This window comes from Deinococcus sp. Arct2-2, assembly GCF_004801315.1.
GTDB lineage: Bacteria > Deinococcota > Deinococci > Deinococcales > Deinococcaceae > Deinococcus.
This window is the reverse complement of sequence record NZ_SSNW01000065.1, coordinates 22022-32090: the sequence shown is the minus strand read 5'-3', so window position 1 is coordinate 32090 and position 10069 is coordinate 22022. Positions and strand designations below refer to the sequence as shown.

6 protein-coding genes and 1 riboswitch are annotated in these 10069 nt (G+C 60.9%); of the genes, 3 read left to right on the top strand and 3 right to left on the bottom strand.

Annotated elements, in window-relative coordinates:
- The coding region (locus E7T06_RS20235; protein WP_205750996.1) for an NPCBM/NEW2 domain-containing protein at positions 1-1497 on the top strand (1497 nt) is incomplete at its 5' end.
- Between the two features lie 106 nt (positions 1498-1603).
- Here E7T06_RS20235 and E7T06_RS20230 read toward each other — a convergent pair.
- The gene (locus tag E7T06_RS20230; RefSeq protein ID WP_136367571.1) at positions 1604-2545 is read right to left on the bottom strand and encodes a dienelactone hydrolase family protein; all 942 of its coding nucleotides are present in this window, start codon (positions 2543-2545) and stop codon (positions 1604-1606) included.
- Between the two features lie 214 nt (positions 2546-2759).
- On the opposite strand from E7T06_RS20230, the gene E7T06_RS20225 reads away from it, so the two are divergent.
- Entirely contained in the window at positions 2760-4007 is a 1248-nt protein-coding gene (locus E7T06_RS20225; protein WP_136367570.1) for a hypothetical protein, read from the top strand.
- 78 nt (positions 4008-4085) lie between these two features.
- On the opposite strand, the gene E7T06_RS20220 is transcribed toward E7T06_RS20225, so the two are convergent.
- On the bottom strand, positions 4086-5051 hold the full coding sequence (locus E7T06_RS20220) for a glycoside hydrolase family 43 protein (protein WP_136367569.1): 966 nt from the start codon (positions 5049-5051) through the stop codon (positions 4086-4088).
- A gap of 272 nt (positions 5052-5323) precedes the next feature.
- A complete protein-coding gene (locus E7T06_RS20215; RefSeq protein WP_136367568.1) occupies positions 5324-7198 on the bottom strand; it encodes a glycoside hydrolase family 2 TIM barrel-domain containing protein in 1875 nt (624 codons plus the stop codon).
- A gap of 579 nt (positions 7199-7777) precedes the next feature.
- A riboswitch (cyclic di-GMP riboswitch) is annotated at positions 7778-7862 on the top strand.
- Between the two features lie 152 nt (positions 7863-8014).
- Here E7T06_RS20215 and E7T06_RS20210 point away from each other — a divergent pair.
- Positions 8015-9775: an NPCBM/NEW2 domain-containing protein gene (locus tag E7T06_RS20210; RefSeq protein ID WP_136367567.1), complete on the top strand. Its 1761-nt coding sequence runs from the start codon at positions 8015-8017 to the stop codon at positions 9773-9775.
- Positions 9776-10069: the final 294 nt, after the last annotated feature.

Here is a 10069-nt window from a genome sequence, read left to right as displayed (position 1 = left end):
CACGCGGCGTCGGAAGTCAGCTACGCGCTGGGCGGAAGGTGCAGCACGTTTGCCGCGCAAGTGGGCCTAGACGATGAGGTGGGCGACCGGGGCAGCGTCGTTTTTCAGGTCTGGAACGGCACAGCCAGCAAACTGCACGACTCGGGCACGCTGCGCGGAATTGATCCGGCCAAGCCCGTGACCGTAAATGTGACAGGTGTGCAAAACCTGCGCTTGGTGGTGACCAACAACAGCGACGGCGTCAGTTACGATCATGCGGATTGGGCCGACGCCCGCCTGGCCTGCGAGGGCGACAGCACCGCGCCCGCTGCCCCCAGCGCCCTGAACGCCTCGGCTGGGGCGGGCGGCATCGTTCTGGACTGGGCCGACAATGCAGAACCCGACTTGGCGGGCTACCGCGTATACCGGGCGGCGCGGGCCGATGGCCTGTACAGCCTGATCACGCCTCAAGGCCTGACTACTTCCACCTTCACCGACGCCTACGCCCCCGAAAATGCGACTTCGTTTTACCGCGTGGTGGCCACCGATTCGGGCGGAAATGCGTCGGCAGCGGCCCTTGCCAGTGCGCCGCGCCCTGCGGCTCCGGCGGCCAGTGCCTACACTTATTCCGCCCTCGCCAACCAGCCCTACAGCGTGTCTGAAGCTCAGGGCCGCATGCTGAACGGCAGGCTCTACACCTTTGGCGGCTTCGACAGCCTGAAGGGGTGCTGCACGCCCACCAACCGCGCTTATCTGTACGATCCGGCCACCACCCTCTGGACAGCGCTGGCCTACATGCCCGACAAAGGCGTGACCCACGCGGGCCTGACCAGCGACGGGGCCAGCCTGTATTACGCGGGCGGCTACCTCGCCAACGCCACTTGGAATGGGCAAATTTTCGGCACCAAAGCCGTGTGGCGCTACGATCCGGCCAGCAACACTTACAGCCGCCTGCCCGATTTGCCCATCGAGCGGGCCGCCGGACAGTTGGAGTATCTGGACGGCAAGCTGCATTACTTCGGCGGCACCAACCTCGCCCGCACCCAAAACGTGGGCGACCACTACGTCCTTGACCTGACGGGCGGTGCCCCGGCGTGGACGGTGGCGGCCCCCTTGCCCAATCCGCGCCACCACATGGGATCGGCGGTGCTGGGGGGCAAAATCTATGCCGTAGGGGGCCAGCAGGGACACGATCAGGCGTCGGTGACGCAACCCTCGCTGCATGTCTATGATCCGGCCACCGACACTTGGACGGCCCTGCGCAACCTTCCCCGCGCCCGCAGCCACATCGCCAACACCACGTTCGTGCTGGGTGGACGCCTGATCGTGGCCGGTGGAGAATCGGGGCACGGGCAGCCGATCAGCGATGTCAGCGCCTACGATCCGGGCACCGACACTTGGGCCGCCCTCACGCCCCTTCCGGTGGCGCGGGGTTCCAGCGTGGCAGGCCCAGCCGGACAAGGCTTTGTGTACACCGGCGGCAGTACGCGGGGCGGGTGGCTGGTGGCGCCTCAGTAACGTTGTTTAAGTTGCAGTAACAGAGAGGCGGGAAGGGGCCGATTGATGACCTCTTCCCGCTTCTCTGTTGTCATGCCAACTCTGGCTCAGTTCAGCTCCCCAATTCTTACAAATTGCCCCGCAGCCACACCAGCGTGCTGGCCCAAGCATTCTCGGCAGCGTCGCGCTTGTAATTGGCTCCGGTGTCGTTGTGGAAGGCGTGGTTGGCTCCCGGATAGATCAGGAACTGGTGCTTCACACCCGCCGCGGTGAGTGCCGCTTGGGTTGCGGCCGCGTTCCCCGTGATGCGGGGATCATTTTTGCCGTAGATGCCCAGCACGGCGGCTTTAATTTGGGGTACTTCTGCAAAAGAGGGCGAGGGGCCGTAGAAGGGAATCGCGGCCTTGAGATCGGGCAACTTGGTCGACAGCAGCCACGTCATGCCGCCGCCCCAGCAAAAGCCCAGCATGCCGAAACGGTCAACTTGTGCGCCAGACTGCGCTTTCAGGAACTCCACCGCAGCCAGCCCGTGTGCCGCATGCGTTTCGGCGGGCGTGCGGGCAATGAACGCCGAAATCTGGGCGGTGTCGGTAAACTTGGCCGTTCCCCCTTCCGAAGAAACGAAATCGGGGGCCAGCGCGATGTAGCCTGCTTTGGCTACCCGGCGGGCCACATCTTCGAGGTGGGGTTGCAGGCCCCGGTTCTCGTGAATCACCATCACGATAGGCGCGGAAGTCACCCCTTTGGGCCGGGCCAAGTAGGCAAAGTTGGTGCGCCCCAGTGCCTCGTAAGTGACCCGGCCAGCGTCGAGTGTGGCGTCATCGGGCGCAACCTGATAGGTGTTCTTGGCAGGCTCGTTTTGCGGCGGGGCCGTTTGTGCGGCGGCCAGTTCGGCGGCGCTGACGCCTGCTACCCCCAGTGAGGCCAAGAGGGTGCGTGCGCCCACCACCGACCCGCCCAGCAACACGCTGCGGCGCAGAAATTCCCGGCGTTCCAGTTCGCCCTCACGGTAATCTTCGGTAAACTCCTCGGCCACATAACGGAACAGGTCTTGCTGGTAGTCGCTCATGCCACTCTCCTTTAAATATCGGGTAAAAGTAATGGCAATATAATCGGTGAGCTACTTTGATAGATGTAGTGATGCCCACCAAAATGAAACGGATGGCCGTAGATTAGCAAGATGTGTGACTGATGATAATCAAATTCCCCTGCTCCTTCAATACCACTATCCCCTTCAGGCACCGTTAACGAATCTGTTGCGTCGGCTGCGGCACAGTTTGGGCATGAACGAGAACGTTAGGGTTGTCCCGGCCAGTGGTACGCGCTCAGGGCTTGCTGCCATTGCCGTGCTGTGTGCCGCCTTGCTCGGCGTTTCTGCTCAGGCCCAAATCACCTTCAGTGGTCCCATCACCATCACGCAAGGCGGCGTGTATTCGGGCAACTGGCAAAGCCTCAACCCCGACAAGCCCGCTGTGACGATTGATACCAGTGAGGCGGTCGTCATCGAAAATTCAAATATTCAGAGCCGGGGTGCCCTGATTCGCAGCCGCTATGTCAAAGCCAACCTCACGGTTCGCAACTCGCGGGGGGTGGCGCTCAATCCCGGTTTGGCCGCCAGTTACCGCCGCACGCCCGGCTATTTCGTGCATCTGGAAGAGTTTCAGAATGTCCGCATCGAAAATAATGAACTGATCGGTACGTCAGGCATCTACCTCAATAAATATCTGGGCGATCCCAACAAGGGTCATACCATCAAAGTCATGCGGAACAAGGCCCTGAACATCGATGGGCGCTACAGTGACGGCCCCAATGCCTTTTCGGAGACAGGGTTTTACCGCGTTCAGTTCGTGCAGTTCAACGACGTGAAAAACATTCCGAATGCTGAAATTGCTTGGAACCAGATCGTCAATGAACCCGGTAAAAGCCGCGTCGAAGAAAACATCAATATGTATGTCAGCAGCGGCACGCCCAATAGTCCGGTGCTGATTCACGATAACTATATTCAGGGCGCTTATCCTACCAACCCAGCCACCGACAAATACGGCGGCGGCGGCATCATGCTGGGTGACGGCCAATCGAGTTCGGTCACCAAAGCGTCGGCCTATCTGCGGGCCTACAATAACCAGATCGTCAGCACGTCCAATCAGGGCATCGCCATTGCTGCGGGGCACAACAACGAGGCCTACAACAACCGGGTCATTTCCAGCGGCCTGCTGCCTGATGGTCGCCGCATCGCTTCCCAGAACGTGGGCATCTATGTGTGGGATCTTCACGGCGACAAGGCCCGCAGTACTTTTTTCAATAACGTGATGTACGGCAACGTGGTGGGTTGGGCGCAGCCTGTCAAGTCGGCCACCGCACAAAATCCCTTCTGGTTTCCCAATTGCGATGCTGAGGCCCGGAGCAACAAGAGTTGCAAAAACAACACGGCGCTTCCCGGCACGATTACCCGCGCGATGGAAGCTCAGGAATTTGAGCGCTGGCAGGCCAAACTCAGGGCGTCCAACGTGGTGATCGGGCCTCGGCAGTAACGCTGCTCAGTCCTCCATATAAGGTTGCGGTGCGTTCCTACCACTAGGACGCACCGCAACCCTCTGTTGCTGCCTGCCCTAATCGCAGGCTTCGGCCACCAGTTCAGGAAAAGTCAGGCGCAGGTGCCCGCCGTCGAGTTGTAGGGGTAAAAAGTGTAGTGCCCGGCGGCCTTTGGGGTAGCCGCAGCGCCCGCTCTCCCACGCGTGGTAGGCCAGTTGCCAGTGCCCGCTGGCGGTGCGGAAGGCGTGGCTGTGGCCTGGCCCAGCCAGCCGGCCATGCGAGGCCAAGACTGGGGCGTTGCGGGTTTTATGGAACGGCCCGAGCGGCGTAGGGCCGGAAGCGTCCCCCACCGCGTAGGTTTCATCGCCAAAATCGGCGCAGGAATACAGCAGATGAAACACGCCGTCGCCTTCGATGACTTGCGGCGCTTCCACGAGTTCGCGCTCCCAAGGTTCGGTGGCGGTGAGCAGGGCGACCGGATCGCCCAGCAGGCTCAGGCCGTCGTCACTGAGGGCTGCGCCCCAGAGCCGGGTGGCCTGCCCTACTGCGTTGCCGTCGTTCTTCCAGTACAAGTACCGCTCGCCGCTCGCGGTGGTCAGCACGTTGGCGTCGATTGCGCCGCCGAGTTCCAGCATGGTCATCAGCGGTTGGTTGGCGGCCACAAAGGGGCCTTCGGGGCGCTGGCTAGTGGCTACCCCGATCACTTGGCGTCCGCTGCGGCGCAGGCGGGCCGTAAAGTACAGCACGTAGCGCCCGCCCATCTCAGCCACTTCCGGTGCCCACGTAAAGCCGCGCTGCACCCAGCGGGGCAGCGCCGGCATGGCGTCTCCCAGCAGGCTAAAACTCTGCAAATCGGCGCTGAACACCACAGGCACATTGACTCCCGGCGTGTTGGTGGCGTACACGAAATAACCCTGCTCTGCCAGCAGCACATTGGGATCAGGCAAGTCTTCGGCAGCGGGGTGGAACACTCTGGGGAATACCTTTCTACCCAACCATTTGTTGGCCAACACTTTCGGGAAAAGCGCCGTGAGCGGTTTCATAAGGTCATGTTAATTTAATACCTCTTCACTGACGCTTTTCTGACATGAAATTGTTAACACTTTTCTGGGTGATCGCCGATGGCTGCAGCCGAAGCAGAAGAGCAGATATTCAGTAGTTTATGTCTCTGGTACAGGTGTTTTTGACCACTTGCCACAATAAAGCCGCCTCCACTCTGCACATGAAGGCGGCCGAATGACCCCGTGATACTTTTGAAATGCTAGGAAGAGAGATTTTCCACGTTGGTCTTCATTTTCTCACCCTGTCATCAGGCTCATTCTTGGTCGGTCACGGCAAACGGATCGCGGTTGCCCAGAGTCTGGTCAGGCCAGCGCAGGGCGTGTCCATACGGGTTCATCAGCGGGTCGATGGTCATTTCCCGTGCGGTGCGGGTGCCCTGCGTGCTGCGGGCCAGTTCCGACACGTCGGCTTTGGGTGTGCGGTCTTCGTACAGCAGACCATTTTTTTCCTGAAACGTATCGGTGAGTTGGGTATAACAAAAGCCCGACAAGCCGTGACACTCGTGGATGGCCGCCAGCAACGCCGCGTAATCCTGCACGAAATCGGCCTCGTTTTGAGACTGGCTGTAGCCCCAGCCGCTGGTGTGGTCGGGAATATACGCGATGCCGCCAAACTCCGAGAGCATCACAGGCTGTCCCGCCGCCTGAAACCCCATCAGCGTGAGGGCGCGGTCTGCGGGTTGCTGCTGCTCCAGCGACAGCCGGGTCGATTCCAGCGTGCCGTAGCGCCGCCGCAACAGGTCAGGGTCGTCGGTGTAGTCGTGAATGGTCAGAATATCGGTGGCGACGTGTTCCCAGCCGTCGTTGCCGATGACCGGGCGGGTGGGATCGAGGGTTTTGGTCAGGTGGTACAGCGTGCGCACATAGTCGCGGTGCGCGGGGTTGGTAGGCAGGTCGGGTACGCCCCACGACTCGTTGAAGGGCACCCACGCCACGATGCAGGGATGCGAGCGGTCACGCTCCAGCACCTCACCCCACTCGCGGATCAGGCAATGCACCGCCTGCGGCGTAAAGCGGTACGGGCTGGGCATTTCCTCCCACACCAACAGGCCCAGCACGTCGCACCAGTACAGCCAGCGCGGAGATTCTATCTTCTGGTGCTTACGTGCGCCGTTGAAGCCCAGTTGGCGGGTCAGTTCCACATCGCGGCGCAACTCGGCGTCGGTGGCGGTCATCAGGCTCTTTGGCCAATACCCCTGATCCAGCACCATTTTCAGGTAATAGGGCCGCCCATTCAGCAAAAAACGGTTGCCCGTCACGCCTACGAACCGCAGCGCCGTATAGCTCTGCACCCGGTCGAGCACCGTTTCACCCAGCATCAATTCCACCACCGCGTCCAGCAGTTGCGGATGGTTCGGACTCCACAGCAGTTCGTTGCGGAAATCATCTATGCCGGGGTCAGAGAGGGCGATTTGGCGCGACAAGTCAGACTGGGCCAGCCCGTAGCGGTCATCGGCCAGCAGCGCCTCGTTGCGGTACAGGCGCACACGCACGCTCAGGCCCGGCAGCAGCGGCCCCGCCACTTCCAGCTCCACACCGATTTGCCAGCGCAACGGATCGGACGACCAACGCAACGCATGAAGGTAGGTGGCTGGCACGCGCTCCAGCCACACGGTTTGCCAGATGCCGGTCGTGCGCGGATACCAGATGGAATGCGGCTCGCGTTGCCAGTCTTGTTTGCCGCGTGGCTTGGCAAGGTCGTGTGGGTTGTCCTGTGCCCGCACCACAATCTCCACACTTTCGCCCGCCCGCGCCTGCTGGGTAATATCGGCGGAGAAGGGCGTGTGGCCGCCGCTGTGCTGGGCCACCAAGCGCCCATTGGCCCACACGGTCGCGTTGTAGTCCACCGCTCCAAAGTGCAGCAGCAACCTACCGCCATGCGGGCCGGGGCGCTCTTCGGGGGTGGGCGTCAGCGTCAGCCCGTACCACACCACCGAATGAAACCCCTCGTCATGAATACCGCTCTGCACGCTTTCGGGGGCGTAAGGCACCTCGATTTCACGGTCAAAAACCACTTCGCTGGGGTGCTGCCACAGCCCCGCGTCTTCAAAACAAAATCGCCAAGTGCCGCCGAGGTCGCGCCAATGCTCGCGCTCCAGCAGCGGGGTGGGGTGGGAGGAATACGGCACGGAGGCTCCTGCTGCCGGGCCAACTGAGAGCGTGTCCGGCGGGGAAAGAGGGCGGGGGAGAGGAAGCAACGCTGCTCCTGCGTTTGAGACGTTGGGAATGGCTGAGAGGTGGTGAATCCCACGCTGAACACTACGCCGAACACGGTGATTCTAGAAGGCAAAGATAAGGACTGTGGGTGATGAATACACACGGCCCGCTTTCTTTAATATTTAGAAAAAGAGCAACATTTAGAGACGCCGCACGGGGAAGGAATATGCACTGAATGGTCAGGAACGCTCCTGCCGTGGGTAAAGCACTGCATAAAGACGCCCATTCCGAAGCCCTAAGCTACAGCGGTTCAAATCGACTCTTTAAGATGAGAATTGAATGTGTCCTAGACCTTCCATTTGCTATAAGTGCCTTTGCATCGGCTCTGGAGCTCATCGCTCACACATTAGAAACGCGACGGTCAGATGAGTCTGCGAAGCTGGCCTAACCCCGGTTCAGCCGAAAGAAAAGCAACTTATATTCTGATCTTTTGCGTCAGAGTTTCGTAAGAACAACCCTGCGTATAGTCTACGCGTCAGGTAAAGATGCTCCTGACTGAGCGAGGCGATGACACCTGTTCTGTAATCCGGGCACCTCGGACAGGGAGAGCCAGTGGTGCGACCGTCTATCAGTCCCCGTGCCCTCTGAGTGGGGGCACCGAGCCTCCCTACTGCAGTTTTGCAAATTCAGTCCTGCCTTCCCCTGATGTTCCTGTTTGGATTCACGCTGCCGCTGCTGGTGGGGCGGCGTGCCAAGCCGGGTGAGGCCGTGCTGTCAGGAGTTTTCCCGTGCGTATACGTTCTGTTCAACCCCGGTCTTTGTTGGCCCTGACCACCCTTGCCCTCACACTCGCTTCCTGCACTTCGGTGCCCGCGCCGAATGACGCCGCTGCGGGCCCTGTAGACCTGCTGGCCGACTCGGTGTCCCGTCCCCTCACGGCCCAAGGCTTTCCCGCTGTCGGCGCACAACCTCTGGCTTATGGGCTGCTCCTGAGTGCCGAGAGTGGCTGGGGGCCAGCAGAGCGAGACCGCAGCAACGGCGAGCAGGCTCCTGCCGATGGGCATGCGCTGTCGCTGGGCGGTCAAACTTACGCGCTAGGGTACGGGGTGCATGCGCCTTCCAGCTTGGTCTTTGCCTTGGGCGACCAGTGCCAAACCTTTGCGGCCGATGTGGGCGTAGACGATGAAGTCAGCGGCGGCAGCGTGACGTTTCAGGTGTGGGCCGACGGCGTGCTGCTCTCCGATTCCGGCGTGCTGCGCGGCACCGACGCTATCAAGCGCCTGACCGTGAACGTGGCTGGAAAAAAGCAACTGAAACTGGTGGTCACGGCTGCCGGAGACGGCCCTTCTCATGACCATGCCGACTGGGCCGCGCCGACCCTGCAAGGCTGCGCCGCCAGTTCTGCCGCCGAAATAGATGCCAAGGACGCCTTCTCTGGCCCCCTCGTGATTACGCAGGGCGGCACTTACTCCGGCAACTGGGAGTCGCTGGACGCCCGTGTGCCTGCCGTCCGCATCCGTACCAGCGAGCCAGTGGTCATCGAAAACAGCCGGATTCGCGGGCGCGGCACACTCATTCAGGGCATGCAAACCCGCCTCACGGTTCGCAATACTCACGGCGTCAGCCTGAATCCTTTGGTGGCGGGCCGCAGCCCCGGACGCTTTGCCAACCTCGAAGAAGTGTACGACGTGCACATGGAAAACAACCTGCTGGAAGGTACGGGCGGGATTTACATTCGCCAGTACCGGGGCGAGGCCAGCCGGGGCGAAACCATCAGCGTGCTGAGAAACGTAGTGAAAAACGTCGATGGCCGCCAAAGCGACGGCACCGGCGGCTACTCCGACAATGCCTTTAGCTGGGCGCAGTTTGTGCAGTTCAACGACGTGACCCGGATCGCGGGGGCCGAAATTGCTTGGAATCAGGTTGTCAACGAACCCGGCAAGAGCCGCGTCGAAGACAACATCAACCTGTTCGTGAGCAGCGGCACGCCCAGCAGCCCCATTAAAATTCACGACAATTATATTCAGGGCGCGTACAACGCTTTGCCCGCCACCGACGCAAAATTCTCTGGCGGCGGCATCTTGGTCGGAGACGGCAAGGTCAGCGATCCCACCAAAAACGGCTACGCGCACGTGTATCACAATCAGGTGGTCAGCACCACCAATTACGGCATTGCCATCGCGGGCGGCATGGGCAGCGTGCTGGAAAACAACCGCGTGTTGTCCAGTGGACGCCTTCCTGACGGTTCGCCCGTGCCTGCCCAAAATGTAGGAATGTACCTCTGGGACGCCAATTCCGGAGCCAAACTCAGCCCCTCCACCTTCGGCCAAAATATCGTGCGCTTCAATACCATCGGCTGGACGCGAATCCGGGGCGGCGTGACCGACGGCAACCCCTATTGGTGGCCCGCCAAGGGGCTGAACGGCAGCGCCACCATTTCTACCACCAATCTCGGCGTGTCCGTCACCCTTGAAATCGAGCGGCAAGAATTCGTGCGCTGGCAAGACAAACTGACGCAGGCGGGCGTGAAGATCGGCACGCAGCAATAAAGCCTGCGGTGAAAAGGGGTGAGTTAGCCTTTTACCGGGGCAGAGTCACAATAAAAAACACACGGTAGGTTTAGGAAACCTCTCGGCCGACTAGAAGCCTTCTGGCATGCCCCCCAGACCCTTCCCGTCGGCCTAGTGTGCTGTTTAGAGCCGTGCGGTACGGCAGGCAAACCAAGTCAGGGTGTCACCTTCTGGGCGCACAAGCGGTATCGTGCGCCCAAGCAGCGGTTGTGGCCGCTCATTCGGCCCACCGAGTTCAGGAGGTTTCCCCGTGAAAAATGCTCAACCACACTT

Coding starts and splice junctions, on each gene's coding strand:
- E7T06_RS20230 (WP_136367571.1), bottom strand. CDS start 2,545: ATGAGCGACTACCAGCAAGACCTGTTCCGTTATGTGGCCGAGGAGTTT.
- E7T06_RS20225 (WP_136367570.1), top strand. CDS start 2,760: ATGAACGAGAACGTTAGGGTTGTCCCGGCCAGTGGTACGCGCTCAGGG.
- E7T06_RS20220 (WP_136367569.1), bottom strand. CDS start 5,051: ATGAAACCGCTCACGGCGCTTTTCCCGAAAGTGTTGGCCAACAAATGG.